Below are 25,761 nucleotides of genomic sequence, written 5' to 3' on the forward strand. Positions count from 1 at the left end.
TCCATTCTTCAAAGGCTACCGTCCACAGTTCTACTTCCGTACAACTGACGTAACTGGTGACATCTCTCTACCAGAAGGCGTAGAAATGGTAATGCCAGGCGACAACATCCAAATGCAAGTTGAGCTAATCGCTCCAATCGCTATGGACGAAGGTCTACGTTTCGCTATCCGTGAAGGTGGTCGTACTGTAGGTGCTGGTGTTGTTGCTAAGATCTTCGACTAATTCTTACTGAATTAATCGTAATCTTGCACTCTTCTTTTTTTTGAAGAAAGCGCTAGAAAAAGGGAAGCTGAGGCTTCCCTTTTTTATATCTACAATTCTTCTTTTCAATATGGTTATAAGCCCATCACTCTTAGTCATGCTTTTTGTTTTTTAAAAACATTATCTTAGCTCTGCTCGATTTTCTCTTCTTTTTAGCTATCCGCTAAGTCACTGAAAAATGCCAAAGCGGTCCAGACCGTTATAACAAAACGTTCTGTAATTCACCTTAATACAACTGGTAACAAGAACGATTCTTGTTTATATTTCATTCCAAAGTGAAATTTAAAGGTTTTGAATATGTACGTTTGTCTTTGCCATGGTGTCTCTGACAAGAAAATTAGGAAGTTGGCGATAGATGAAGGCGTAACAGACATAAAAGGAATTAAACGATGTACTGCTTTGGGCAGCCAATGTGGTAAGTGCATTAAACAAGCCAAAGAGATTTTAGCGGAAACAGAATACCTAACACTGAAACAAGCTAGCTAATTATTAGCTAAGCCTTTTTGACACCTTCTCATTTGCTTCTACATTTAAATGAAGCCAAAGAGGAGGGCTTTGTCATGAAAGGCGATCCAATCATAATCCAACATCTCAATAAAGTGCTCGGCAACGAGCTCGTCGCTATCAATCAATATTTTCTGCATGCTCGTATGTACAAGGACTGGGGCTTAAAACACCTCGCCGACAAGGAGTACCACGAGTCGATCGATGAAATGAAGCACGCTGATCATCTAATCGAACGTATCCTGTTTCTAGAAGGCTTACCTAATTTGCAAGATCTCGGTAAATTGATGATCGGGGAAGATACCAAAGAAATGCTTGAGTGCGATTTGAAGCTCGAAATGGCAGCAATCCCAGATCTAAAAGATGCGATCGCTTATGCGGAGGATATTCGTGATTATGTATCACGCGACCTCTTCCAAGATATTCTTGAAGACGAAGAAGAGCACGTCGATTGGCTTGAAACGCAACTGGGCTTGATCGAAATGTCTGGTATCGAAAACTACCTACAAGCGCAATACGTTGATGAAGAGTGAGATTATATTTCGCTGTTTTCTCGCTGAAAGAAAGTGATTAAAAGTGCACCTGATCTGTCTATCAGGTGCCAATCATAGATATCTGGTCTAATCTCTTACATTATTACCTTTTTTAAGGATATCGCTCGCAATCTTGCCTATGAAGATTGACTTCTATCCTTTAGAATTTATTCCCCCTTACCGAAAAAATAACAAAAGAGAAACGATCCATGTCTGAAGACAATCGCCAAGAAGTCACCCCAGAAGAAGAACGCCGCCAACAAGCATTGGACTACCATGCGTACCCAACCCCAGGCAAAATCGCAGTAGAGCTGACTAAGCCAGCTGAAACTGCTAACGATCTTGCTCTGGCATACAGCCCTGGTGTTGCAGAGCCTGTACGCGAAATCGCACAAAATGCTGACAATGTGTACAAATACACGGCGAAAGGCAACATGGTTGCGGTTATCTCTAACGGCACGGCTATTCTTGGTCTTGGTAACCTTGGTCCGCTAGCTTCTAAACCAGTAATGGAAGGTAAAGCGCTGTTGTTCAAACGCTTTGCTGGTCTAGATTCAATTGATATCGAAGTGAAACACCGCACGATCGACGAATTTGTCGACACAGTAGCAAACATTGCAGATACTTTCGGTGGTATTAACCTAGAAGATATCAAAGCGCCTGATTGTTTTGAGATTGAAAAGCGCCTTATCGAACGCTGTGATGTACCTGTATTCCATGATGACCAACACGGCACTGCAATCGTAACGGCTGCGGGTATGCTGAACGCAATTGAGTTGCAAGGTAAGAAGCTAGAAGAATCAACCATCGTTTGTCTTGGTGCTGGTGCTGCGGCAGTGGCATGTATGGAGCTGTTGATCAAATGTGGCGCAATGCGTGAGAAGATCTACATGCTGGATCGTAAAGGGGTGATCCATACACGTCGTGACGACCTAAACGAATACAAACAGTTATTCGCAAACAACACAGATAAGCGTACGCTGGAAGATGTGATTGAAGGTGCGGATCTGTTCTTGGGTGTATCAGGTCCAAATTTACTACCTGCAGAAGCATTGAAGCTGATGGCAGATAAGCCTGTTGTGTTCGCATGTTCAAACCCAGATCCAGAAATCAAACCAGAATTGGCTCACGAAGTGCGTGGTGACTTGATCATGGGCACTGGTCGTAGCGACTACCCGAACCAAGTAAACAACGTTCTGTGTTTCCCATTCATCTTCCGTGGTGCATTGGACGTTCGTGCGAGTGAAATTAATGATGAAATGAAGCTTGCGGCAGTCGATGCGATTCGTGAATTGGCAAAAGAGCCAGTACCAGAAGCTGTATTGAAGGCAGCTGGCGTAGACAAGCTAGAGTTTGGCTCTGATTACATCATTCCAAAACCAATGGATCCACGTCTACTACCACGCGTAGCAAAAGCGGTTGCTCAAGCTGCGGTTAATTCAGGTGTAGCGCGTATTGAGATGCCAGAAAACTACATGGCGGAGTAAGCCAAAGTCATTTCTGACAGCAAAGAAAAGGGACGCGATGGCGTCCCTTTTTCGTTTGGTTTGAAACTGTCCCCGGTGCAGCCTCATCGTGTTGACGAATTTGTAAGCAATTATTCTTCGTCAAACGCTTCGAATTCGATGCCCATTGCCGTCATCAGCGCTTTCGCTTCTGTAGGAATATCATCTGGGCGGTCTTTACGAAGGTCTTCATCAGTTGGCAGTGGTTGCCCTGTGTAAGCATGTAGGAATGCTTCACATAGTAGCTCACTGTTAGTCGCATGGCGTAAGTTGTTGATCTGGCGGCGAGTTCGCTCATCAGTCAGCACTTTTAAAACTTTTAGCGGGATAGAGACGGTAATCTTTTTTACTTGTTCGCTTTTTTTACCGTGCTCAGCATACGGGCTAATGTATTCGCCATTCCAGTCAGCCATTGCGCACCTTCATTAATGTAATAAGTTAGAAAAATAAATATAGGTGCTGATTTTAGCTGCATTTACTGCCATAAGCAAAGACATATAGACGTCTAGAAGTGTTGACGTCTTATTTTTAGACAAGTAAAGTGAGGTTAATAGTTAGGGAAGAGTGTTAATCAATTGAGCAATACAAGCTAGATATAGCGCATTCCCATTTAGATGTCACCACCCGTGAAAGGATACACCCATGAGCACCCGTAAGCCTGCGACCATTGCTGTACGCACTGGTATCGAGTCAGACAGTCAATATCACGCTGTTGTACCACCAATCTACCTTTCTACTAACTACGGCTTCCCCGCGTTTGGTGAAGTTCCACAATACGATTACACACGTTCTGGTAACCCAAACCGAGGCTTGTTAGAAAAAGCATTGTACGAACTTGAGTCAGGTAAAGGAGCGGTTGTCACTAACTGCGGCACATCGGCACTAAACCTTTGGGTATCGGCGTTTCTTGGACCTGATGACTTAATTGTTGCACCGCATGATTGCTACGGCGGTACGTATCGTCTGTTCAATACTCGCGCCAACAAAGGTGACTTTAAAGTGCAGTTTGTTGATCAGTCGGATCAGCAAGCGTTGGATGCGGCGATTGCGAAAAAGCCAAAGCTTATCTTGTTAGAAACTCCGTCAAACCCACTCGTACGCGTTGTTGATATTGCGGCTGTGTGTGAGAAGGCAAAACAAGTTGGCGCTTTAGTTGCGGTGGACAATACCTTTTTGACACCTGTGTACCAAAAGCCTTTGGAGCTTGGTGCGGATTTTGTTATCCACTCAACAACGAAATACATTAATGGTCACTCTGACGTGATTGGTGGTGTGGTGATCACTAAGAGCGAAGAGCATGCTGAAGAGTTAGCATGGTGGGGTAACTGCATTGGTGCAACGGGTACGCCATTCGACAGTTACATGACTCTTCGAGGAATTCGTACGCTGGGTGCGCGAATGCGAGTTCATGAAGAAAGCTCTCAGCAAGTGTTGGCGTATTTGCAAACGCAATCTTTGGTGGCGAAGATTTATCATCCAAGTTTGCCAGAGCATCCGGGTCATGACATCGCGAAGAAGCAACAATCGGGTTTTGGTTCGATGCTGAGCTTTGAGTTTGCTGGCTCATTTGAGCAGCTAAAAGTGTTTGTTAAAGAACTTGAACTCTTCTCTCTTGCTGAGTCGCTAGGTGGTGTAGAAAGCTTGATTTGTCACCCTGCGTCAATGACGCATCGTGCGATGGGTGAAGAAGCTCTGGCTGAAGCTGGTGTTTCTCAACAGTTATTGCGCTTATCTGTTGGCTTAGAAGATGCCCAAGATCTGATTGCTGATCTTGAGCAAGCATTTGTGAAAGCTACACAGTAATTGGGAGAGGTAAGGTCATGACTGTACAACGTCAGCTGCATAAATTTGGTGGTAGCAGCTTAGCGAACCCAGAATGTTACCAACGTGTGGTGGGTATTCTTAAAGAGTATTCAGCAGAAAATGATTTGGTGGTGGTATCGGCTGCAGGGAAAACCACTAACCGCTTGATCGAGTTTTTAGAAGGGCTAGATAAAGACGGTCGCATCGCACACGAAGCGCTACAAAACTTGCGACTGTTCCAGACGGAGTTAGTTGAAGCTTTATTAGAAGGAGAAGCGCAAACGCAAGTGCTTGCTTCTCTTCAAGATGAATTCAGTACCTTAGCTGAGTTAACTGCGCCACTTACGGAAGCGCAAAAAGCAGCAGTGCTTGGGCATGGTGAAGTATGGTCGTCACGCTTACTGGCTGCACTGTTATCACAACAGGATCTTCCAGCGGTAGCGCAAGATTCTCGCGTTTTTTTACGCGCAGAAGCTGGAACGCAGCCAGAAGTCGACCGAGCTCGCTCTTATGCACTCATCAAAGAGGCGTTAACTCAACATAGCCACAAGCGTGTCATCATTACAGGCTTTATGGCGCAAAATGAAGTGGGTGAAACAGTACTGTTGGGGCGTAACGGCTCAGACTATTCAGCAACGGTGATTGGTGCATTGGCTGAGGTAAACACAGTGACCATCTGGAGTGATGTTGCTGGCGTTTACAGTGCAGACCCACGTTTAGTGTCGGATGCTTGCTTGTTGCCGTTGCTGCGTTTAGATGAGGCGAGTGAACTTGCGCGTTTGGCTGCGCCAGTGCTGCACAGTCGCACGCTACAGCCAGTTGCTCAAAGCACGATGGATTTGAGCCTCAAATGCAGCTATCAACCTGAATCAGGCTCAACGCGTATTGAGCGCGTATTGGCTTCAGGTCGCGGTGCTAAAATTATTACGTCTCTTGATGAAGTGTTGTTGGTTCAACTGTCTTTTATCCATGGTCATGATTTTGAGCGAGCGCAGAAAGAAGTTCTGCAAGCTTTAAAGCGTGCTCAATTGGAACCATTAGCATTTGAAGCACAACAAGATCAGCAAACTTTGCGTTTGGCGTATACCGCAGAGATTGCTGGCGGTGCATTAACTTATCTACAAGAGTTAGCCGTTGAAGCAGAAATCAAGCTTAAAGAGGGTTACTCACTTTTAGCGGCTGTTGGTGCCGGAGTGACGAAAAATGCAAATCACTGTTTTGGCTTCTATCAACAACTTAAGCATGCGCCTGTTGAGTTTATTTCAGAGACGGAATCAGGTTTGAGCTTGGTAGCAGTACTACGCCGTGCAGAAGTCGAAGAGTTGGTACAACGCATTCATAGTCAGTTGTTTCAAGCGCAAAAGCGTGTAGCGGTTGCGTTGTGTGGTAAAGGTAACATTGGCTCAAGTTGGTTATCGCTGTTTGCAGAGCAAAAAGAAGAGCTCGAAAAACGCCATGGTATGAGCTTTGATTTAGTAGCGGTTGTTGATAGTCAAACGTATTGGTTTGATGAAAACGGGATTGATGCAGCAACAGTTGCTCAGCGCTTTGATGATGAAAGCATCGAGAATGATGGCAACTGGTTGACGAAGCTCGGCGCGATACAAAACTTCGATGAAGCAGTCGTACTTGATGTCACGGCGAGTAAAGAGTTGGCGACACGTTATGTGGAAATTGCGCAGCAAGGTATTCACTTGATTTCAGCGAACAAAGTGGCAGGCTCGGCGGACAGTCAATATTACCACCAAGTACAAGACGCCTTTGCTAAAATTGGTCGTCATTGGCTTTATAACGCTACGGTTGGTGCAGGGTTACCGATCAACCATACTGTTCGAGACTTGCGTGAAAGCGGTGATGATGTCGTCGCACTATCGGGTATTTTCTCCGGTACGCTATCTTGGTTATTCCAGCAGTTTGATGGCTCAGTGCCGTTTGCTGAACTGGTCGATTTGGCATGGCAACAAGGTTTGACAGAGCCTGACCCTCGCTCTGATTTAGATGGCTCTGACGTGATGCGTAAGTTGGTTATCTTGGCTCGTGAATCTGGTTTGAGTATTGAACCAGAGAGTGTGAAAGTGGAATCACTTGTACCAGAAGAGTTGCGAGAACTGAGTCTAGACGCATTCTTTGACCAAGGTGATATTCTAAGTGAGATTCTACAAGAGCGTCTAACCAAGGCTCAGAAAAATGACCAAGTGTTGCGTTATGTCGCGCGTTTAGAGCGTAATGGCAAAGCAACGGTGGGTGTTGAAGCATTATCACGTGAACATGCACTGGCAAACTTACTACCGTGTGACAATATCTTTGCTATTGAGAGTAAGTGGTACAAAGACAATCCATTGGTTATTCGAGGTCCAGGTGCTGGTCGTGAAGTCACGGCTGGTGCGATTCAATCTGACCTTAATCGCCTAGCTGGTTTGTTTTAAATTTCACCGAACCAATTTTTGCGAACGACAACAAAACCTCGGACTATCTCCGGGGTTTTTTATTATTTAGATAATGCCATACTGAATTGGGAAGTTCGGCTAGGAATTGGTCATAAAGGAACTTGAACTATCCTCATTATGAACTTGAGAAAAATTCATAATCACAAGGTTGACATTAAATCGCATTCAATACATTCTGTAGACATATAGACGTCTAAACGTCGATTTGAGGAATTTTGATTTCGTGGTGGAGTTGCCACAGGGAGAGTAAGATGGGATACACGCATGCAGGGCACATCGATGCCTTAAACCAGAATATCGCTGAACTATCAGACAACATCAACGTCTCATTTGAGTTTTTTCCACCAAGCAGTGAGAAGATGGAAGAAACACTGTGGAACTCAGTGCATCGTCTTAAAACTCTTCAACCAAAATTCGTTTCTGTCACATACGGCGCAAACTCAGGTGAGCGTGACAGAACCCACTCGATCATTAAAGAAATCAAAGCGGCAACAGGTCTTGTGGCTGCGCCTCACCTAACGTGTATCGACGCAACTCGTGATGAATTGATCGACATTGCTGACGATTACTGGAATAACGGTATCAAAAACATCGTAGCGCTACGTGGTGATATTCCACCGGGTGGTGGTGCGCCAGATATGTATGCATCGGATTTGGTAGAACTGCTTAAAGCGCGTCACGATTTCGATATCTCAGTAGCGGCATTCCCAGAAGTTCACCCTGAAGCGAAAAGTGCTCAATCGGATCTGCTGAATCTAAAGCGTAAAGTTGACGCAGGTGCAAACCGCGCGATTACTCAGTTCTTCTTTGATGTGGAGTCTTACCTGCGCTTCCGTGACCGTTGTGTAGCGGCTGGTATTGATGTCGAAATTGTGCCGGGTATCTTGCCAGTATCGAACTTCAAACAAGCATCTCGCTTTGCGGCGCAGAATAATGTGAAAGTACCAGGTTGGATGAGCAAGCAGTTTGAAGGTTTGGATGATGATCCCGTGACGCGTCAGCTGGTTGGTGCAAGCCAAGCAATTGATATGGTACGTGTATTAAGCCGCGAAGGTGTGAAAGATTTCCACTTTTATACACTGAACCGTGCAGAGATGACTTATGCGCTTTGCCACACTCTAGGTGTGCGTCCACAAGTTGCCGTAGGGGCTTAATGCGCCTTCCCCAGATAGACAAAAGGCTTGCCCATCGGCAAGCCTTTTTCGTTTCATTTTAAGTGACGAATTAGCCGATCACTTCAAGTTCTGTTAGTACTTCTTCTGCCCAGTTAATCCAAGCTTCACGTAGCATTAGGTTACGACGAAGTGTTAGACGCTCTAGACGTGCTTGCTTGTCTAGTGTTGATGGCGTTGCGTAGTACGCTGCTTCGATTTCTTTGTAGTGAGAAACGAGCTTACGAGACTCTTCTACAAGTTCAGAAAGCTGGTCACGGTACGGTGCTGCTGGCTGCACGGCACAAGCCATTAGCTTAGCAGAGAATTCGTCACGTACAGTTGGGTGTGCAGTTGGTTGATCGAACCACTCGCCCAATGCGCTACGACCTGCGTCAGTGATTGAGTAAACCTTACGATCTGGTTTGCCTTCTTGAGGTTCTAGTACGCAAGTAACCAGCTCTTTCTCAGCCATCTTGTTAAGTTCACGATAAACTTGTTGATGGCTTGCTTTCCAGAAGTAACCGATGCTAGCTGAGAATTCTTTAGTGATGTCGTAACCGGTAGCGTCGCGAGTGCTAAGTACAGTTAGAATTACGTGTGGTAATGACATGTCTTCAATCCAAATGGTCAATAAACTTGTAAACAAGCTAGCTACACTTTCATTTGCGTTCTTAATGACGCTTGAGTTTTTTATGTGTAGATAGCACCAACAATGTTGGTCCTGTCACCTTAAAGCCGTTTATCACCTAGAGTGATGGTGTTTCCACCGAGCTGGAGCCTATTTGATTGGACTTGTGAGCTTCCAGCAGGCAAGTAGTATATAAATAATAAGCATGAAGTGGAATAGTAGGACAAAATTACCCAAAAAAACTAATAAAATACTCAATAGTGTTTTTTGGTAGTGAAATATCTTGTTTTGTAGAGACTTTTTGTTTTCTATTTGGATTAATAATCTAGGTCGGTATTGTTCGAATAGTGGAAGTGATTAGTAAATAACAATAAAGGCTGAGATTTCGCTCAGCCTTTTAGTCAACTTTATGTAATCAGATTAACCTGTATTACGCATGCCTGCTGCAATACCTGCAATCGTCACCATCAATGCTTCTTCTAAATTGGCAGAAGCTTCTTCAGTTTGACGAGTTCGGTATAGCAACTCGGCTTGAAGCATGTTCAATGGCTCAACGTAGATGTTACGTAGGCGAATAGATTCTAGACCCCAAGGGTCGCTTTGCATTAGGTTCTCGTTGTTCTCTACGTTTAGTACCGACTTGATATCACGCTGGAGTTGCTCACGTAGTCGATCACCTAATGGTAGAAGTTGATTCTCAACTAGGCGTTGATCATAGTAACGCGAGATTTCCATGTTGCACTTGGTGTACACCATCTCAAGCATACCTAGACGAGTAGAGAAGAACGGCCATTCACGACACATCTCTTCCAGTAGCGCTTGATGACCTTTGTCTACCGAGTATTGAATTGCTTCACCAGCACCTAGCCATGCAGGTAGAACCAAGCGGTTTTGGCTCCAAGAGAAGATCCATGGAATCGCACGCAAGCTTTCTACGCCACCGTTTGGATTACGTTTTGCAGGGCGAGAGCCTAGAGGCAGTTTACCTAGCTCAAGCTCAGGTGTTGCTTGGCGGAAGTAAGGCACGAAGTCTGGTTCGCCACGAACGACGCTACGGTAGGCTTCACAGCTTACTTCAGACAGCACGTCCATTAGGTCACGCCACTCTTGCTTAGGCTCTGGTGGTGGCAGTAGGTTTGCTTCAAGGATTGCACTAGCGTACAGGTTGAAGCTATTAACTGCTACATCAGGTAGACCCAACTTAAAGCGGATCATTTCGCCTTGCTCTGTTACACGCAGACCACCTTTTAGACTCTTAGGTGGTTGAGACAGTAGTGCTGCATGAGCAGGTGCACCACCACGACCAATCGTACCGCCACGACCGTGGAATAGTGTGAGTTCTACGCCTTCTTCTTCTGCAACCTTAACCAGTGAGTCCATCGCATGGTATTGCGCCCAGCCTGCTGACATTACGCCCGCATCTTTTGCAGAGTCAGAGTAGCCGATCATCACCATTTGGTGGTTTTGGATAAAGCCGCGGTATAGGTCGATGCCCATCAGCTGTTTGATTACCGCTTCCGCGTTGTTCAAATCGTCTAGGGTTTCGAACAGAGGACACACGTCCATGCGGTAAGGGCAACCTGCTTCTTGAAGTAGTAGGTGTACGGCAAGTACGTCAGAAGCGGTACGCGCCATTGAGATAACGTAAGCACCGAATGCTTCGCGAGGTTGTGCTGCAACAATCTTACAGGTATCCAAAACCTCTTTAACTGGTTCCGATGGTTCCCAGTCACGAGGCAGAAGAGGGCGCTTAGATGCGAGTTCGTTAGTTAGGAAAGCTACCTTATCTTGCTCGCTCCACTGTTCGTAGTCACCAATACCTAGGTAACGAGTCAGTTCAGATAGAACGTCGGCATGACGCGTACTTTCTTGACGGATATCGAGACGAACTAGGTGGATACCGAATGCTTTAACGCGGCGCAGCGTATCCAGCAGTGAGCCGTTAGCAATCACGCCCATGCCACATTCGTTTAGTGATTGGTAACACGCGTAAAGTGGTTCCCAAAGCTGCTCTACTTTTTGTAGCGGCGCTTTGACTGCCAGTTTCTGACCGTGAACTTTTGCGTCGAGAATGTCTTTTGTTTCGTTCAGTAGCGAACGTAGCTGTTTAAGGATCGCACGGTATGGTTCGTGTTGATCTTCACCCGCAAGCTCTCGAACTTTGTCGTTACACACTGTCATTGACAGTTCGCTGATCAGTTCGTTGATGTCGTTGAGGTATAGGTCTGCCGCTTTCCAACGAGACAGAAGCAGTACTTCACGAGTTACGCTGTGAGTTACAAATGGGTTACCGTCGCGGTCACCACCCATCCAAGATGAGAAGTGCACAGGGCGAGCATCAATCGGTAGACCTTCGCCAAGGTATGATTTTAGACGGTCGTTCATTTCACGTAAGAAGTCAGGTACGGCTTCCCATAGTGAGTTTTCTACTACAGCAAAGCCCCATTTGGCTTCATCAAGCGGTGTCGGGCGCTGTTGACGAATAACGTCAGAGTGCCAGCTTTGAACGATCAGCTGCTCAAGACGGCGTTCAGTTTTCTTACGCTCTTTGAAAGAGAGGTCGCTCAGCTCTAGCTTAGATAGACACTCGTTGATCTTTACAAGCTTGTTGATCATAGTGCGACGAGTGATTTCGGTTGGGTGCGCAGTCAGAACTAACTCAATGTTCAGATCGCGAACCGCTTGTGCCGTGTCTAGCTTACTCACATCATTTTGCACTAGTTTTGAGAACAGCGAATTAATTGCGTCAGGTTCGCAGATATGCTCTTCACAATGGCGTGAAATGGTGTGGTATTGCTCAGCAATATTGGTCAGGTTTAGAAATTGGTTGAACGCGCGGGTCACTGGCGTCAATTGCTCATCTGGTAAGCTTTTAATTTCTTCTATTAAGCTTTCTCTGTCAGCGTTATTTCCAGCTTGAGCCGATTTGGATAATTTACGAATGGTTTCCACTTTCTCGAAGATTTCTTCGCCATGAGCATCACGAATCGTGTTACCCAGAAGGTGGCCCAACATGCGCACATTGCTTTTAAGTGCGGCGTATTTCTCGTTCATTGTCATCCTGCCTCGTAAAAAAACTACATCCATTGTCCTTGTTAAGACCCCAATCTAGCGAAAATAACCAGTTCTAGTCAAATAAAGCAGAGTAAGTTTGCAATTATTCCGCTGCTGACCTGATTTAGAGCAAAATTAGGTCAGCTTATGCCACTCGAAGTGAAAATTAATTACAAAATTGCCGCTTAAAGAAGGATATAGCGTGCTAGAAGAATAGTGGCGAAGATAACAAAATGCAGCTCAATCGAGCTGCATTGTGAGGAAAGTACAGAATGCGACTAACAACAATATTTCACCATCGCACGTGATAACACGTCGATGGTTGGGTCGATAAAGTCGAAAGAGAGGAACTCATCTGGTTGATGAGCTTGATCAATTGAACCGGGACCTAGAACTAAGGTTGGACACAGTTGCTGCAGAAATGGCGCTTCAGTACAGTAGTTGACGGTTTCTGAGCTGGTTTGACAGATCTCTTCAACACCACCAATAAATGGGTGATCGTGTTGACATTCGTAACCCGGAATTGGCTCGTGCAAGGGAATAATTTCTAATCGCCCTGGCCATTTCGCCTCGACTTCTTTCAATGCTCCGCGCAGCATGTTCTCTAAACCATCAAGGCTAATACCAGGAAGAGGACGAACGTCATAATGCAGTTCACAGCAACCGCAAATACGGTTTGCGCTGTCACCACCATGGATATGACCAAGGTTTAGGGTAGGGCTTGGAATAGCAAAACCCGGATGGTGATACTCTTTAACCAATTTGTCGCGCAGTTGCATCATGGCAAACATGACTTCATGCATTATTTCAATTGCGTTGACGCCGAGCGCAGGATCAGACGAATGACCGGACTTGCCTGTTACGCGAATGGCATTTGCCACATGCCCTTTATGACCTCGAATTGGTACGAGGCTGGTGGGTTCGCCAATGATGCAGTAATCCGGCTTAAAAGGCGCATTCTCAGTGAAATGACGGGCACCTAGCATGGTGGTTTCTTCATCACAGGTCGCCAATACATAAAGCGGCTTGGTTTGCTTACTCCAGTCGATTTTCTTTACCGCTTCATAAATAAAGGCAAAGAAGCCTTTCATATCAGCAGTACCCAAACCGTAAAAGCGGTTGTCTTTTTCGGTCAGCTTATGTGGGTCAAAACTCCAACGTCCTTCATCAAATGGCACTGTGTCGCTGTGACCTGCGAGAAGTAGACCGCCTTCACCTTCACCCATACGTGCAATCATATTGTGTTTGCCTGGCTCCACTTCGATCACTTCAACACTGAAGCCAAGATCTTTAAACCAAGAAGCTAGCTTCTCGATCACTTTGGCATTGCCTTGATCCCAACTTGGATCGGTTGAGCTGATCGAAGAGGTACTGATCAGTCCTTCATAGACCTCTAGAAAACTTGGTAATTGCATGGATTCTTCAATTCTCCTATTGACAGACAGAGCACAAAAATGTAAAACACATATTAAATCATATTTAATGAATAAAAAATCAAAATAAAGCAAAAATTAAATATGAATAGTCATTTTGAGCCTTAAGTATATGGATGTCATGTAATGCTAAAAACCACGATTATCGGAGCCAGCGGCTACACCGGCGCAGAGTTGGCTTTAATGGTCAACAAACACCCTGAACTCACGCTATCAGGTTTATACGTTTCCGCCAATAGCGTAGATGCAGGAAAGAATATTGCTCAATTGCACGGCAAGCTAGCGGATGTGATTGATATGCCAGTTTCACCACTGACTGACCCTGAGCAAGTTGCTCAAGTGTCTGATGTGGTCTTTCTGGCAACGGCACATGAAGTGAGCCATGACTTAGCTCCTATCTTCTTAGAGGCGGGATGTCAGGTATTCGATTTATCTGGTGCATTTCGTGTGAAAAGCGAAGGCTTCTACGACACCTTTTATGGCTTCGAACATCAATATAACAACTGGCTAGATAAAGCAGCATACGGCTTAGCAGAGTGGAACCAAGAATCAATAAAAACCACTCCTTTGATTGCAGTGGCAGGTTGCTACCCAACCGCTTCACAGCTTGCAATCAAACCTTTATTAGAACACGCATTACTGGATACCAACCAATGGCCTGTGATTAACGCAACCAGTGGTGTATCAGGTGCAGGGCGTAAAGCTTCCATGGTTAACAGCTTCTGCGAAGTGAGCTTGCAACCTTACGGTGTCTTTAACCATCGTCATCAACCAGAGATTGCTCAGCATTTAGGTTGCGATGTGATTTTTACTCCACACCTAGGCAACTTCAAACGCGGCATTCTTGCCACTATCACGATGAAATTGGCACAAGGTGTGACGGAAGCACAAGTGGTACAAGCGTTTGAACAAGCTTACCAAGGCAAGCCAGCGGTTCGCCTTAAAGGTGACGGTATTCCACGTATTCAGGATGTCGAAAATACGCCTTTTTGTGATATCGGCTGGAAGGTACAAGGCGAACACATCATTGTGATTTCGGCGATCGACAACCTACTTAAAGGTGCATCGAGTCAAGCGATGCAATGTCTCAATATTCATTACGGTTACCCAGAACTGACAGCGTTGCTGTAGTCGTTGAAAGAGGGAAATGCGATGACGCAAACCAATCAAGCTCCTTTAGTCATTAAGCTCGGTGGTGCAGCCCTATCTTGCACTCAAACCTTAAGCCAACTGTTTGGTGCCATTGCGGCTTACCAAAAGTCGGCACAGCGACAAATCGCCATCGTTCATGGCGGTGGCTACCTAGTTGATGAATTGATGGCAAAGCTTCAGCTTGAAACCGTAAAGAAAAACGGTCTTCGCGTAACGCCTTATGAGCAAATTCCTGTGATTGCAGGTGCGCTTGCGGGTACAGCAAACAAATTGCTTCAAGGTCAAGCGATTGCGGATGGTCTAAACGCTGTAGGTCTTAGTCTCGCTGATGGTGGGCTATGTCATGTTGAAGAGCTGGCCCCAGAGCTAGGCGCAGTAGGTAAAGCATCACCGGGTGATTCAACCCTATTACAAGCGGTGCTAAACGCAGACGCATTGCCGATCATCAGCTCAATTGGTCTGACTGAAAAAGGTCAGATGATGAATGTGAATGCTGACCAAGCCGCTGTTGCAGTGGCCGGTGCGTTAGATGCGGAGTTAGTACTTCTGTCTGATGTTAGCGGTGTACTCGATGGCAAAGGTCACCTGATCAAAACGCTATCCGAGCAAGAAGCCGATGCATTGATCAAAGGGCAAGTGATCACCGACGGTATGATCGTCAAAGTTAAAGCCGCTTTGGAGGCTGCCAATGATCTTGGTCGTCCTATCGAAGTCGCGACATGGCGTTACCCAGAGAAACTGACCCAGCTATTCGCGGGTGAAAGTATTGGAACGCAGTTTCTGCCGCAATAAAGCAGAAGCAAAACAGTTAAAGAATTCAACATTAGGAAGTGGTTGGCACTGACCGCCGAGAGCAGCGCCAGTTAAGTTTGGAGAAAAAACATGAGCAAAGTGAACGTAAATAAAGTGGTAGTCGCATACTCAGGCGGTCTAGATACTTCAGTAATCATCCCGTGGCTAAAAGAGAACTACGACTGTGAAGTGGTGGCTTTCGTTGCCGATGTTGGTCAAGGTGCAGAAGAGCTAGAAGGCATTGAAGCAAAAGCAAAAGCTTCTGGTGCTTCTGAGTGTTACATCGCTGACCTGAAAGAAGAAATGGTCGCGGACTACATTTTCCCGACACTAAAAACCGGTGCTTACTATGAAGGTAAATACCTACTAGGTACATCAATGGCGCGTCCAATTATTGCTAAAGCGCAGGTTGAAGTCGCACGTAAAGTGGGCGCAGACGCGCTGTGTCATGGCTGTACAGGTAAGGGTAACGACCAAGTACGTTTTGAAGGTGCATTTGCAGCACTAGCACCAGATCTGCATGTTATTGCGCCTTGGCGTGAATGGGATCTAGTGAGCCGTGAAGAGTGCTTAGATTACCTAGCAGAGCGTAACATTCCTTGTTCAGCATCTCTTACTAAGATTTACTCGCGTGATGCGAACGCATGGCACATTTCTACTGAAGGTGGCGTTCTAGAAGATACATGGAACGCGCCAAATGAAGATTGCTGGGCTTGGACTGTAGACCCAGAGCAAGCACCGAATGAAGCAGAAACCGTGACGCTAAAAGTAGCGAAAGGTGAAGTTGTTGAGGTAGATGGTGAAGCGATGACACCATATAACGCGTTGGTTTACCTAAACGAAAAAGGTGCGAAGCACGGTGTTGGTCGTATCGATATTGTCGAAAACCGTCTAGTGGGAATGAAGTCTCGTGGTTGTTACGAAACTCCGGGGGGCACCATCATGATGGAAGCACTGCGTGCGGTAGAGCAACTGGTGCTGGATAAAGCGTCATTTGAATTCCGCGAGGAGCTTGGTCTGAAAGCATCACACCTTGTTTATGATGGTCGTTGGTTCACGCCGCTATGCAAGTCTATTCTTGCGGCTTCTGAAGAGCTCGCGCAAGACGTGAATGGCGAAGTGGTTGTGAAGCTTTACAAAGGTCACGCAACGGTAACGCAAAAACGTTCGGATAACAGTTTGTACTCTGAAGAGTTTGCTACTTTTGGTGAAGATGAAGTTTATGACCAAAGCCATGCTGAAGGCTTTATCCGTCTTTACTCACTATCAAGCCGTATCCGTGCGCTGAACAGCCAGAAAAAATAAGCCAATTTAACGTCTTATAAGATAAGAGACCTGCCACTATTGGCAGGTCTTTTTGGTTTTTGCTGACCTTATTGGCATAAAGATAAAATAGTCATGAATAAATATGTAAAAATATTGAATTTCTACTTTATTTTTATCTACGATTATCGTAACGTTGAGGCATAAGAAAAAGTGAGCAAATGACCACCGATTTGGTCAACACTTAATGAATAACACGTTAGCGTAAGCAATAGTCATCAGGAGAGACGCAATGGCATTATGGGGCGGAAGATTTACCCAAGCGGCAGATACCAGATTTAAAGACTTCAACGATTCGTTGCGTTTCGATTACCGATTGGCCGAGCAAGATATCGTAGGCTCAATTGCGTGGTCTAAAGCATTGCTGTCTGTTGACGTGTTATCTGCAGATGAACAACAAAAGCTTGAGCTAGCACTAAATGAACTCAAGCTTGAAGTGATGGAAGACCCACATCAAATCTTACGTTCAGACGCTGAAGATATCCACTCTTGGGTCGAGCAGCAACTGATCAATAAAGTTGGTGACCTAGGTAAAAAGCTACACACGGGACGTTCTCGTAACGACCAAGTTGCAACCGATCTCAAGCTTTGGTGTCGTCAGCAAGGTCAACAACTGTTGATTGCACTTGATCGCCTACAGACTCAAATGGTTGGCGTTGCTAAGCAGCATCAAGGTACTGTTCTTCCTGGTTATACGCACTTACAACGTGCTCAGCCTGTGACGTTTGCTCACTGGTGCTTGGCTTATGTTGAAATGTTTGAGCGTGATTACTCACGTCTGAACGATGCGCTAAAGCGTTTGGATACGTGTCCACTCGGCTCGGGTGCGCTTGCGGGGACCGCTTACCCTATCGACCGTGAAGAGCTGGCTCACAACCTTGGTTTCCACCGTGCGACACGTAACTCGCTAGACTCGGTTTCTGACCGTGACCATGTGATGGAGCTGATGTCTGTGGCATCTATTTCGATGTTGCACCTATCTCGCTTGGCAGAAGACATGATCTTCTACAACTCGGGTGAGTCTAACTTTATTGAACTAGCCGATACCGTGACGTCAGGCTCTTCGTTGATGCCACAAAAGAAAAACCCAGATGCATTAGAGCTTATTCGTGGCAAGACAGGTCGTGTATACGGCGCGCTTGCTGGCATGATGATGACGGTGAAAGCGCTGCCACTGGCTTACAACAAAGACATGCAAGAAGACAAAGAAGGTCTGTTCGATGCGCTTGATACATGGAATGACTGTATGGAAATGGCAGCATTGTGTTTCGATGGCATTAAGGTTAATGGCGAGCGTACGTTAGAAGCGGCGAAGCAAGGTTACGCAAACTCAACTGAGCTGGCGGATTACCTAGTGGCGAAAGGCATCCCATTCCGTGAAGCGCACCATATCGTCGGTGTTGCTGTGGTTGGTGCAATTGCCAAAGGCTGTGCGTTAGAAGAGTTGTCGATTGAAGAATTGAAATCTTTCTCTGAAGTGATTGAGGCGGATGTGTATGACATCTTGACCATCGATTCATGCCTTGAGAAACGTTGTGCGCTTGGCGGCGTGTCGCCGCAGCAAGTGGCTTATGCTGTCGACCAAGCAGACAAGCGTCTATCTCAACGTGACACTTCAGCAGTCAAAGTACGTCCAGCACGTCTGACAGATATTGAGACACTGGAAGGCATGGTGGCGTACTGGGCAAATATGGGTGAGAATCTACCACGCTCACGTAATGAGTTGGTACGTGACATTGGTTCTTTCGCGGTTGCAGAGCACCACGGAGAAGTCACTGGTTGTGCGTCTTTGTATGTCTATGACTCAGGCTTAGCAGAGATTCGCTCTTTAGGTATTGAAGCGGGTTGGCAAGGTCAAGGGCAGGGCAGTGCGATTGTGAACTATCTGGTTGAGAAGGCGCGCCAGATGGCTATTAAGAAAGTCTTTGTGCTGACACGTACGCCAGAGTTCTTTATGAAGCAAAGCTTCTTGCCAACGTCGAAGTCATTGCTGCCAGAGAAAGTACTGAAAGATTGCGATCAGTGCCCACGTCAGCATGCATGTGATGAAGTTGCACTGGAGATCAACTTGTTCGAACAATTGATCCAGAAAAGTAACGTAGCCTAGGTTAATGATTCTATTAGTATTTAAGAAAATACTAAAAAAATCAGAAAAAAATTTGGAACCTTTGAGAGGAAGCCCGGTCTATTAAAGTACCACTGCTTTTTCTTAGAAGAATCTAAGAGAGCCCCAAGACCGGTATTGGTTTTGGGGCTTTTTTCTATCTGTCATCTGGATGATGATCATCTTTATTTTGTTTTCTATGGCGGCGCTGCCACGGCAGAATAACGAAGCGCATCCAGAGGTGTAAAAACAGCAGACCATTAAACGCAAAGCCCGCAAAGATCAGCGCGATCGACTCGATGCTTTGTGGATCATCTTTAAATGCAAACCACCATACGATCCAACATAAGACAGAGAGCACGGTAAGTTGATCCATGCATCGCTGGCAACGCCCGATTTTTTTCCAAAACCAATGCTCTTGGCAACTTCGACAAGTCATTGTTCTACCCAAACTATCTATTTGTTTCTGATTATAACCTCAACTCCTGTTTGATAGTGTTTTTGCTTGGTTTCTTAGTCTCGCTTATCAAACCAAAAATGAAAAATTAGCTTGGTCAAAATTGTGTAGCACGTAATTGATGTATGGTGCGCTGTCAGCCTGACAATAGGAAAAATAATAATGTCGACAGAACTTAAAGTAGCACTTGGTTTAGCGGGTAGCTTTTTCACGATTGGATTAACAGCCATTGTGTTGGTGAGTCGCTATGCAATGATGACTGCATAACCACAGCTCTATTGATTCTTGAATTGATAAAGCTGAAAGAAGAAAGCCTCGTCTATGACGAGGCTTTTTGTTTATCGATGTTAAGGAAAATGAGGGCAGGATTAGCAACCAGGACCACAGTCTAGGCAGTGCTTGATTGTCTCTGGACCTAAGTGAAGTTTTGCATTCAAATCTCGCAGTGCGGTGCGAACGCCTTCTTCAATTACTGGGTGGTAAAACGGCATATCCAACATTGCTGAAACTGTCATTTTATTTTGATGTGCCCAAGCGAGCAGGTGGGCTAAGTGCTCGGCGTTTGGTCCCATCATTTCTGCGCCCAAGAAGCGTCCGGTGCCTTGTTCTCCGTACACATGCAATATGCCTTTATTGCGTAGCATCACTCGTGAGCGACCTTGGCTTTCAAACGAGACCTCTCCGGTTGCGAAACAGCCGCAGGTGCCTAAACGTGCTTCCAATTGCTTAAAGGTTTCACCAACCATGGCAATTTGTGGATCAGAGAATACAGCAGAAATAGGCGAGCGGCGCAAACCTGCACGAATATCAGGAAAGCGGCCAGCGTTATCACCAGCAATACGACCTTGGTCTGCCGCTTCATGAAGCAGTGGAATTTGGTTACTTGCATCACCTGCGATGAAGATGCTCTCTACCGAAGTTTGCAATGTATAGTGATCCGCCGTTGGTACGCCGCGCTCATCTAATGCCACACTGGTGTTTTCAATCGCGAGCTTATCCACATTCGGGCGACGACCTGTAGCTGCCAATACGTAATCGACAATAAAGGTTTCTAGTTCACCATCGTGGTTGATGAACTGAATTTCGACCTTATCTTCACCGTTATTTTTTGGCGAAGCAATACGTTTCATGCTTTCGATTTTTACATCGGCATCAAGGTAAAACTCTTCTTTGAATGCTTTATCGGCGTACGCCATCACTTCAGGGTCCGTCAATGGTCCTACTTGACCACCAAGGCCAAATAGCTTCACATTCACTCCTAAACGATGCAGCGCTTGACCCAATTCAAGACCAATGACACCTGGACCAAATACTGCAACGGATTCTGGCAAGTCATCCCAATCGAATACATCATCGTTAATGACTAGGCGATCGCCGAGCTCATTCCATACCGCTGGGTATGCTGGACGTGAGCCTGTTGCGATCACAATGCGTTTTGCAGTGATCTGAGTGTGGTCATTAACGACTAGCGTATTGTCATCAATAAACTTGGCATAGCCTGAAACTTTATCTTCAGCAGGGATCTCATCGACGCCTTCCAACACAAAGCCAACAAAGCGGTCACGTTCACGCTTTACTCGATCCATTACTTCACGACCGTTAATGTAAATCTCGCCTTGTGGGTGCACGCCGAAACCTGGTGCTTTCTCGATTTGATGTACGCTTTCTGCAGCAGCGATCAAAAGTTTTGAGGGCATACAACCTACACGAGCACATGTTGTGCCGTAAGGACCACCTTCGATCATCACAACACTGTCTGTGTGTGCTTTTGCTGCGCGGTATGCACCAAGACCTGCTGTACCACCACCAATGATTGCTACGTCAACATTTAACTGTTTCATAATGGATTCTCGTTTTGTCCAAACTGAGTTGAGATGACTAAGTTTAGAAGAGTGAATTTGAGTTCATTAATCTTGATAGTCCGAAGAAGAGCAGTGATCAAGACTAAGCATAGGAAGTGATTGAGGGGGTAGTCTCCCGGGCGAGGGATGCTCCGGGAGACTGAGGGCTGAGTTCTGGACAGCTAAATTGCCAACCCAAGCCCATTAGGCAAATTATTAACCTAGGTAAGCTTCTAATTCTTCGCTACCACCGATGTGTTTACCACCGATGAACACTTGAGGAACCGTCGTACGACCCGAAATTGCACGTAGACTGACTGTTGTTGCGTCTTTACCCAAAATCACTTCTTCATATTGAAGACCGTGGTCAATCAGATTTTGTTTCGCTTTCATGCAGAAAGGGCAACCTGGTTTAGTGAACACAGTGATCGATTCTTGAGTTTTGTACTCAGGTGCTACGTAGTTCATCATTGTGTCTGCATCAGAAACTTTGAACGGGTCGCCTGGTTCGTTTGGTTCAATAAACATTTTCTCAACCACACCGTTTTTCACTAGCATGCTGTAACGCCATGAACGCTTGCCGAAGCCGATGTCGTTTTTGTCTACTAGCATACCCATGCCATCTGTGAACTCACCGTTACCATCTGGGATGAAAGTGATGTTTTCAGCTTCTTGGTCAGCTTTCCATGCATTCATTACAAACGTGTCGTTTACTGATACACATAGAATCTCATCCACACCATGCTCTTTAAATACTGAGAATAACTCGTTGTAACGAGGTAGGTGGCTTGACGAACAGGTTGGAGTAAACGCACCTGGCAAGCTGAATACGATAACCGTTCTGTCTTTAAACAGTTCATCCGTGGTTACATTCACCCATGCGTCACCTTTACGAACAGGAAAAGTAACTTGTGGTACAGCTTGACCTTCTTTTGATGCAAACATGATGATTTCCTTTTTAAATTTATGAAATAATTCGTTTTCGAGCTTAGCGTTATTTGTCGCTCAGTTTCGTTTTGTTGAGCTCATTATTGAAAAAAAACTTTGATAGCTCTAATCGTTTAATGCTATGGTTTTGATAGATTATTTCTATCGCCAGACAAGAAGCGAATCGTACGTATGAATATCCGAGATTTTGAGTACTTGGTGGCGCTTGCGGAGCACAAGCATTTTCGAAAAGCAGCAGAAGCCTGTTTTGTTAGCCAACCAACTTTAAGTGGCCAGATTCGAAAACTGGAAGACGAACTTGGTACAGCCTTACTAGAAAGGAGCAGCCGTCGAGTGCTGTTTACTGATTCTGGTTTGCAATTGGTGGAGCAAGCAAAACGCATCTTAAGTGAAGTGAAAACTTTCAAAGATATGGCGAGCGGTCAAAGCGGTGCGATGACCGGTCCAATGCACATTGGCTTTATTCCAACCGTTGGTCCTTACCTATTGCCCAAAATAGTCCCTCGACTGAAAGAAGAGTTTCCTGAGTTAGAATTGTTTTTACATGAGGCTCAAACCCACCAACTGGTACGTCAGTTGGAAGAAGGTAAGCTTGATTGTCTTGTTCTAGCGTCAGTTGATGAAACAGCTCCGTTTAAAGAGATTGAAGTCTATAACGAGCCGTTGAGTGTTGCTGTACCTTGCGATCACGAATGGGCTGGTTTAGACCATATAGACATGTTGGATCTTAATGGGCGAACCGTTTTGGCGCTAGGAGATGGTCACTGCCTACGCGACCAAGCGCTTGGTTTTTGCTTTGCTGCAGGAGCAAAAGATGACGAGCGCTTTAAAGCCACCAGCCTAGAAACATTACGTAATATGGTTGCGGCGGGCGCAGGTATCACGTTATTACCACAGTTATCTGTACCGCATGAGAAGAAGAAGGATGGTGTCTGTTATGTCCCTGCGATTAATCCAACGCCTTCGCGCAGCATTGTTTTAGTTTATCGTCCGGGCTCTCCACTGCGTGCTCGTTTCGAAACCTTGGCTGCAACGATTAAAGGGGTACTAGAGGCTCAGGAAAACTCTATTGCCGCTTAAGCGCAAGTTAATATAAGAAAAGGGAGCCCAATGGCTCCCTTTTTTGTTTTATCTGATGAGTGGTTGTTAGAACAACTCTTCTGAGCTGCTACCACCACCTGAATAGATACTGTCTTCTAAACTGTTACCGACGTACTCAGTTGGCTCAGTTCCTTTCTCAAAATATTCGAACATGGATGAACCATCGACTTTATGAGTCAGAAGACCGCTATCACGATCAATACGAACACGGACGATATCTTCTGGGATGTTTTTCGCTTTTTGAGGCGTACCTTCAAGTGCGACGCGCATGAAATCAATCCAAGCTGGCTCAGCTGTCTTCGCCCCCGATTCCGCACCAGAAATCTGCCCTTTACCAAGGTTGCTGTTCACAGTCGTTCGACCTAGAGTGCGGGAGTGATCGTCAAAGCCAACCCATGCAATAGCGACAATGCCCGGACCGTAACCGTTATACCATGTATCTTTTGAATCGTTGGTTGTACCGGTCTTACCGCCAATATCGCGGCGTTCGAGTTTCTGAGCGCGCCAACCTGTGCCGTTCCAACCGGTACCATCACGCCAGCTACCGCCGCCCCAAATGTTGCTGTACATCATCTCACGCATTAAGAATGCGTTTTGTGCTGAGATAACTTGCTTCGCATATTGTGGTGTATCGTCTTCTAATGCGTTGTCTGATGTTGGCTCATCCATTGCGATATCTTGCTCGCCAAACTCTGCGGCAAACTTATCTTCAACCGGCGCTTCTTGCTCCATTTGAGGGCAATCATGCTGACAGATAACTTTTGGATTGGCTTTAAATAGCACTTCACCGAAAGAGTCTTCAACGTGGTCAATGTAGAATGGTTCAACATAGTAACCACCGTTGGCAAAGACCGAGTAACCTTGTGCTACTTTCATCGGCGTTAAGCTACCCGCACCAAGCGCAATAGTCTCTGAACGCGGCACTTCATTGATATCAAAACCAAAGCGAGTCAGGTATTCGCGAGTCGCATCTAAGCCTACTTCACGCAAAGTGCGCACCGCCATTACGTTTTTCGATTGTGCTAAACCGATACGTAGACGAGTAGGACCAATGTATGTCGGTGGTGAGTTCTTCGGACGCCATGCCGAACCAGAACCTGCATCCCATTTGTTGATGGGAGCATCGTTAACTAATGATGCCAGCGTTAGACCTTTATTGATCGCAGCAGAGTAGATGAAAGGCTTAATACTTGAACCTACCTGACGGACCGACATGGTCGCACGGTTAAATTTGCTATGGACGAAGTTAAAACCACCAACGAGAGAAAGTACCGCACCATTTTCTGGGTTCATTGCGACAAACGCGGTGTTTGCATTTGGCACTTGGCTCAACTTCCAATTGTTGATGGTGTTGCCATCTTTGTCAGTTGTGCTGACTTCGCGAACCCAAACTTGCTGGCCGACTTCTAGGATCTCTTGCGCTGATTTTGGTGCTGCGCCTTGGCGTTCATCAGTCAGGAACTTACGAGCCCAGCTCATGCCTGTCCAAGCGAGAGTTTGTTCGTCGTTGTTTTTCACCCAAACTTGTGCCGTTTTACCGTCTACTTTGGTCACAACCGCTGGATAAAGTTGACCATATGTTGGCTGCTTCTTCAGATGCTTCTCAATCTGCTCTGTATCCCAAGCAGGTTCGCCTTGTTTCCACAGTACTTTCTCTGCTCCGCGATAGCCGTGACGTTCATCGTAAGCAAGGATATTGTTGATGGATGCTTTGTTTGCTGCGTCTTGAAGCTTGGAATCTACCGTCATGTAAATGTTCAAACCAGACGTATACGCTTTGTCTGCACCGTATTCTTTTACTGCCCAAGAACGTGCTAGTTCTGCGACGTATGGGGCAGACAGTTCGATTTCAGCGCTATGGTAGCGTGCCACAATTGGCTCTGAGCGTGCTTCATCGTATTGCGCTTGAGTGATGTATTTCTCATCCAGCATACGCATCAACACCACATTACGACGCTTTGTCGCTCGCTCTAGTGAGTAAAGTGGGTTCATGGTTGATGGCGCTTTTGGCATACCTGCTAACGTAGCAATCTCGCTGAGAGTCAGTTCATTCAAACTCTTACCGAAATAAACCTGAGCGGCTGCACCAAAACCGTAAGAGCGGTAGCCAAGGAAAATCTTGTTAACGTATAGCTCCATGATCTCTTGTTTTGTCAACAACTGCTCAATGTGAATCGCAATGAAGATCTCTTTTACTTTACGCATGATTTTCTTCTCATTTGATAAGAAGAAGTTACGCGCTAGCTGCTGAGTGATGGTACTCGCACCTTGTTTTGCAGAACCAGATAATGCCACCACAACAGCAGCACGAGTAATACCGATTGGATCGATACCAGGGTGCTCATAAAAGCGGCTATCTTCGGTCGCAATCAGCGCGTGAATCAAATCTTGCGGAATTTCGTCGTAGGTAACAGGAATTCGGCGCTTCTCGCCAAACTGTGCGATCAGTTTCCCATCTTGACTAAAAACCTGCATAGGTGTTTGTAATTCAACATCTTTTAGGGTTGCAACATCTGGCAATTCAGGCTTCACGTACTGATAGAAGCCAAAAATTGTGGTGACTCCAAGAATTATGCAAATCAATGTTAAAAATAATAAACGCTTTATGAACTTCACCGGAGAATCCCTGATTGGTTGAGGCTGTGTAACGGCAAACCCTTGTACTCTTAGGTCAAAAATTTAGCACATAAGAGGTATTAACTCCTATTTGGGTGCTAATA

19 protein-coding genes and 1 pseudogene are annotated in these 25,761 nt (G+C 45.7%); 12 read left to right on the forward strand and 8 right to left on the reverse strand.

Going from position 1 to position 25,761, the window contains the following annotated elements:
• The 4 genes and pseudogenes from MHO32_RS20370 to MHO32_RS20385 form a co-directional block, all read left to right on the forward strand.
• Positions 1–223: pseudogene (locus MHO32_RS20370) on the forward strand (elongation factor Tu); the annotation flags it as partial.
• 336 nt (positions 224–559) lie between these two features.
• Positions 560–748, forward strand: coding sequence for a (2Fe-2S)-binding protein (locus tag MHO32_RS20375; protein ID WP_005451472.1), 189 nt, complete (start codon positions 560–562; stop codon positions 746–748).
• Positions 749–822: 74 nt separating this feature from the next.
• A complete protein-coding gene (gene bfr, locus MHO32_RS20380) occupies positions 823–1,299 on the forward strand; it encodes a bacterioferritin (RefSeq protein ID WP_005381359.1) in 477 nt (158 codons plus the stop codon).
• Positions 1,300–1,508: 209 nt separating this feature from the next.
• Entirely contained in the window at positions 1,509–2,786 is a 1,278-nt protein-coding gene (locus tag MHO32_RS20385) for a malic enzyme-like NAD(P)-binding protein (RefSeq protein WP_199483042.1), read from the forward strand.
• A gap of 110 nt (positions 2,787–2,896) precedes the next feature.
• Here the strand turns inward: MHO32_RS20385 and metJ are convergent, their stop codons facing one another.
• Entirely contained in the window at positions 2,897–3,217 is a 321-nt protein-coding gene (metJ, locus tag MHO32_RS20390) for a met regulon transcriptional regulator MetJ (protein WP_005432736.1), read from the reverse strand.
• Between the two features lie 229 nt (positions 3,218–3,446).
• Here metJ and MHO32_RS20395 point away from each other — a divergent pair, with 229 nt between their 5' ends.
• The 3 genes from MHO32_RS20395 (at position 3,447) to metF (ending at position 8,208) form a co-directional block, all read left to right on the forward strand.
• Positions 3,447–4,607 (forward strand): O-succinylhomoserine (thiol)-lyase, encoded by a 1,161-nt coding sequence (locus tag MHO32_RS20395; RefSeq protein ID WP_038898118.1) that lies wholly within the window; start codon positions 3,447–3,449, stop codon positions 4,605–4,607.
• Between the two features lie 17 nt (positions 4,608–4,624).
• The gene (locus MHO32_RS20400; protein WP_053052384.1) at positions 4,625–7,033 is read left to right on the forward strand and encodes a bifunctional aspartate kinase/homoserine dehydrogenase II; all 2,409 of its coding nucleotides are present in this window, start codon (positions 4,625–4,627) and stop codon (positions 7,031–7,033) included.
• Positions 7,034–7,305: 272 nt separating this feature from the next.
• Positions 7,306–8,208 carry a methylenetetrahydrofolate reductase gene (metF, locus tag MHO32_RS20405; protein WP_005432740.1) on the forward strand — a complete coding sequence of 301 codons (903 nt, stop codon included), beginning with the start codon at positions 7,306–7,308 and terminating at the stop codon, positions 8,206–8,208.
• Positions 8,209–8,278: 70 nt separating this feature from the next.
• Here the strand turns inward: metF and MHO32_RS20410 are convergent, their stop codons facing one another.
• The 3 genes from MHO32_RS20410 to argE form a co-directional block, all read right to left on the reverse strand.
• On the reverse strand, positions 8,279–8,818 hold the full coding sequence (locus MHO32_RS20410; protein WP_005451477.1) for a PadR family transcriptional regulator: 540 nt from the start codon (positions 8,816–8,818) through the stop codon (positions 8,279–8,281).
• 438 nt (positions 8,819–9,256) lie between these two features.
• Positions 9,257–11,890, reverse strand: coding sequence for a phosphoenolpyruvate carboxylase (gene ppc, locus MHO32_RS20415; protein ID WP_005451479.1), 2,634 nt, complete (start codon positions 11,888–11,890; stop codon positions 9,257–9,259).
• A 278-nt stretch (positions 11,891–12,168) separates the two neighbouring features.
• Positions 12,169–13,305, reverse strand: coding sequence for an acetylornithine deacetylase (gene argE, locus MHO32_RS20420; RefSeq protein ID WP_017190923.1), 1,137 nt, complete (start codon positions 13,303–13,305; stop codon positions 12,169–12,171).
• A gap of 144 nt (positions 13,306–13,449) precedes the next feature.
• On the opposite strand from argE, the gene argC reads away from it, so the two are divergent.
• The 4 genes from argC to argH all read left to right on the forward strand — a co-directional run bounded on the left by argC (position 13,450) and on the right by argH (position 18,697).
• A complete protein-coding gene (gene argC, locus MHO32_RS20425; protein ID WP_101961067.1) occupies positions 13,450–14,454 on the forward strand; it encodes an N-acetyl-gamma-glutamyl-phosphate reductase in 1,005 nt (334 codons plus the stop codon).
• A gap of 21 nt (positions 14,455–14,475) precedes the next feature.
• Positions 14,476–15,267, forward strand: coding sequence for an acetylglutamate kinase (gene argB, locus MHO32_RS20430; RefSeq protein ID WP_017819673.1), 792 nt, complete (start codon positions 14,476–14,478; stop codon positions 15,265–15,267).
• 90 nt (positions 15,268–15,357) lie between these two features.
• Positions 15,358–16,572 (forward strand): argininosuccinate synthase, encoded by a 1,215-nt coding sequence (locus MHO32_RS20435; RefSeq protein WP_061065413.1) that lies wholly within the window; start codon positions 15,358–15,360, stop codon positions 16,570–16,572.
• A gap of 250 nt (positions 16,573–16,822) precedes the next feature.
• Positions 16,823–18,697, forward strand: a complete 1,875-nt coding sequence (argH, locus tag MHO32_RS20440; protein ID WP_005432701.1) for an argininosuccinate lyase — start codon at positions 16,823–16,825, stop codon at positions 18,695–18,697.
• 154 nt (positions 18,698–18,851) lie between these two features.
• Here the strand turns inward: argH and MHO32_RS20445 are convergent, their stop codons facing one another.
• The 3 genes from MHO32_RS20445 to MHO32_RS20455 all read right to left on the reverse strand — a co-directional run bounded on the left by MHO32_RS20445 (position 18,852) and on the right by MHO32_RS20455 (position 21,937).
• Entirely contained in the window at positions 18,852–19,133 is a 282-nt protein-coding gene (locus MHO32_RS20445; RefSeq protein WP_026000384.1) for a DUF3624 domain-containing protein, read from the reverse strand.
• Between the two features lie 386 nt (positions 19,134–19,519).
• Positions 19,520–20,992: a dihydrolipoyl dehydrogenase gene (locus MHO32_RS20450; RefSeq protein ID WP_005451493.1), complete on the reverse strand. Its 1,473-nt coding sequence runs from the start codon at positions 20,990–20,992 to the stop codon at positions 19,520–19,522.
• Positions 20,993–21,208: 216 nt separating this feature from the next.
• Positions 21,209–21,937 carry a redoxin family protein gene (locus tag MHO32_RS20455; protein ID WP_005451494.1) on the reverse strand — a complete coding sequence of 243 codons (729 nt, stop codon included), beginning with the start codon at positions 21,935–21,937 and terminating at the stop codon, positions 21,209–21,211.
• Between the two features lie 174 nt (positions 21,938–22,111).
• On the opposite strand from MHO32_RS20455, the gene oxyR reads away from it, so the two are divergent.
• Positions 22,112–23,020 carry a DNA-binding transcriptional regulator OxyR gene (gene oxyR, locus MHO32_RS20460; protein WP_239213679.1) on the forward strand — a complete coding sequence of 303 codons (909 nt, stop codon included), beginning with the start codon at positions 22,112–22,114 and terminating at the stop codon, positions 23,018–23,020.
• Between the two features lie 66 nt (positions 23,021–23,086).
• Here oxyR and MHO32_RS20465 read toward each other — a convergent pair whose 3' ends face one another.
• Positions 23,087–25,657 (reverse strand): penicillin-binding protein 1A, encoded by a 2,571-nt coding sequence (locus MHO32_RS20465; RefSeq protein ID WP_069687522.1) that lies wholly within the window; start codon positions 25,655–25,657, stop codon positions 23,087–23,089.
• Positions 25,658–25,761: the final 104 nt, after the last annotated feature.

This window comes from Vibrio sp. MMH1-50, from assembly GCF_022347645.1.
GTDB classification, from domain to species: Bacteria; Pseudomonadota; Gammaproteobacteria; order Enterobacterales; family Vibrionaceae; genus Vibrio; species Vibrio harveyi.

Coding starts and splice junctions, on each gene's coding strand:
- MHO32_RS20375 (WP_005451472.1), top strand. CDS start 560: ATGTACGTTTGTCTTTGCCATGGTGTCTCTGACAAGAAAATTAGGAAG.
- MHO32_RS20395 (WP_038898118.1), top strand. CDS start 3,447: ATGAGCACCCGTAAGCCTGCGACCATTGCTGTACGCACTGGTATCGAG.
- MHO32_RS20400 (WP_053052384.1), top strand. CDS start 4,625: ATGACTGTACAACGTCAGCTGCATAAATTTGGTGGTAGCAGCTTAGCG.
- metF (WP_005432740.1), top strand. CDS start 7,306: ATGGGATACACGCATGCAGGGCACATCGATGCCTTAAACCAGAATATC.
- bfr (WP_005381359.1), top strand. CDS start 823: ATGAAAGGCGATCCAATCATAATCCAACATCTCAATAAAGTGCTCGGC.
- MHO32_RS20455 (WP_005451494.1), bottom strand. CDS start 21,937: ATGTTTGCATCAAAAGAAGGTCAAGCTGTACCACAAGTTACTTTTCCT.
- MHO32_RS20445 (WP_026000384.1), bottom strand. CDS start 19,133: ATGACTTGTCGAAGTTGCCAAGAGCATTGGTTTTGGAAAAAAATCGGG.
- oxyR (WP_239213679.1), top strand. CDS start 22,112: ATGAATATCCGAGATTTTGAGTACTTGGTGGCGCTTGCGGAGCACAAG.
- argE (WP_017190923.1), bottom strand. CDS start 13,305: ATGCAATTACCAAGTTTTCTAGAGGTCTATGAAGGACTGATCAGTACC.
- MHO32_RS20410 (WP_005451477.1), bottom strand. CDS start 8,818: ATGTCATTACCACACGTAATTCTAACTGTACTTAGCACTCGCGACGCT.
- argB (WP_017819673.1), top strand. CDS start 14,476: ATGACGCAAACCAATCAAGCTCCTTTAGTCATTAAGCTCGGTGGTGCA.
- MHO32_RS20435 (WP_061065413.1), top strand. CDS start 15,358: ATGAGCAAAGTGAACGTAAATAAAGTGGTAGTCGCATACTCAGGCGGT.
- MHO32_RS20450 (WP_005451493.1), bottom strand. CDS start 20,992: ATGAAACAGTTAAATGTTGACGTAGCAATCATTGGTGGTGGTACAGCA.
- argH (WP_005432701.1), top strand. CDS start 16,823: ATGGCATTATGGGGCGGAAGATTTACCCAAGCGGCAGATACCAGATTT.
- metJ (WP_005432736.1), bottom strand. CDS start 3,217: ATGGCTGACTGGAATGGCGAATACATTAGCCCGTATGCTGAGCACGGT.
- ppc (WP_005451479.1), bottom strand. CDS start 11,890: ATGAACGAGAAATACGCCGCACTTAAAAGCAATGTGCGCATGTTGGGC.
- argC (WP_101961067.1), top strand. CDS start 13,450: ATGCTAAAAACCACGATTATCGGAGCCAGCGGCTACACCGGCGCAGAG.
- MHO32_RS20385 (WP_199483042.1), top strand. CDS start 1,509: ATGTCTGAAGACAATCGCCAAGAAGTCACCCCAGAAGAAGAACGCCGC.